The 1,683-nt window shown below is 60.7% G+C and carries 2 protein-coding genes; both read left to right on the top strand.

Annotated elements, in window-relative coordinates; genetic code table 11:
• Positions 1 to 769 (top strand): hypothetical protein (locus ACWEOZ_RS44295; protein ID WP_451916669.1); only part of this gene is annotated, 769 nt, incomplete at its 5' end.
• 87 nt (positions 770 to 856) lie between these two features.
• Positions 857 to 1,683: hypothetical protein (locus ACWEOZ_RS44290; protein WP_451916668.1), on the top strand; the 827-nt coding region annotated here is incomplete at its 3' end.

Below are 1,683 nucleotides of genomic sequence, written 5' to 3'. Positions count from 1 at the left end.
GTTGCGCATACTGGTTGGCGCGCAGCGGCTGTCGTTCGTCATCGTCGTGCTGAGCGCATTGACCATCGGGTTGATGCGGCGTGGTCGCCGCAGCTTCGCAATGAAGACGATCATTATCGGCGTTTGCCTGATCCTCGTATTCGATGTCGTCGGGTCGGATCGTCTCGCGGAACGAAAGATGCTGACCGGCGACACGAGCATTTCGGAGATCGTGGATCGGTACCAGAAGTCACGAGCGGTCGGCGCCGGAACGAGCGACTTCCAGGAGTTCGACGTGTCGTCGGCAATTTACGAGCTGGTACCGGAAAGAACGGGGTTCAACTGGGGAACGCAGTACCTGCGGCTGCTCGTATGGCCAATCCCCCGCGCGATCTGGCCTGACAAGCCGACGACGACGCAAAGGATCAACCTGTTGAAATACGGGAATTTCTTTGCGCTGACCTGGTCGTTGCATGCGGATCTGTATTCGATATTCGGATTCCCGTCACTGGTGGGCGGAATGTTCATGGTTGGCCTGTTCCTGTACCGGTTTCATCACCGCGTCACGTGGACGGCGAGCCCGAAACTGTTTGCGTCGTACTGGATTTTCAACGGCTACATCTCGACGCTGTTTCGCGATGGCGGCGTGCCGATGGCATATTTCTTCGGGTTCTCGTTCGTCGCCGTTTATATTCTGGTGACCGCCGGCAAGATCAGGATGGCACGGATCCAGGCGCCGGCGGCCAATACGGGCTCGGTACGTTCGGGTACGGTCGGTTCGGTGGCATGACGCGAACGATCGGTATGAATCGCGAGAAGCGTCGCGCCGGCGAGTCGTTCCGGGCATGACCACGAATCCCATACCGGAGTCGACATCGTGAAGCAATCCAGACGCGCGTTCCTGAAGCTGATTGCCTCCGCCGCGGGTGCCGAAGCGTTTCCAAGTGACGCAGGTACATTCGACCGGGGCCCGGCGCCATCGGCCCGTGAAGTGATCGAAGCCGCAGCATATGGCGTATCGGCAGATGCATCCGCGGAACAGAACTCCCGCGGACTATTGACGATTCGCGAGAAGATGCGGGGCGCAGACGCTGCCTTCGATCTCATCTTGCCGGACGGGAGGCTGAATATCCTGACCGGAAGGTGGCTGCAAGGCGTCGCGGACGTGCACGTACGAGGCGGAAGAGGCACGCAATTGTGCAACGTCGGGACTTCGCAATCGACGACCGAACGCGTGCCGCTCATTGTCAACCAGGACTACTTTCTTGATCACGCCGGCTCGATACCCGGCTTCGGAGAGTTTGTGAACGGCGACCGTATCGGATCGGTAGCCGCCGGCGCATCCCATGTTCGGTTGTCGAGCGCCGGTGCCGCATCGAAGTATCGCGCGGGCATGCCGGTATTGGTCTATGGCTTCAACCAGGACTCGCAGGGCTATCCGCCGTCGATTCGATATTTTGAGCGGAACGTGGTGGCGAAAGTCAGCGCCGACTCCGTCGAGCTCGCCGCGCCGCTGCGGAACGCCTACGACGCACGCTGGGCCGATATCGTGCAGAACGGCGCCGAGACGGATCGTGTGGCCGGTGCGACGGGCGCCGCCCGCATCCTTAGCCTGGATCGGGCCGGTTTTCGCGTCGCGAAACGCATCGTGCTCGACGATCTGGAATTCGTGTCGTCACGTGATCGTCGTGACGCCGATGTCAG

Source organism: Actinoplanes sp. NPDC004185 (assembly GCF_053603475.1).
Note: the sequence above shows the minus strand (reverse complement) of the source record. Positions and strands in the feature narration are given on the sequence as shown.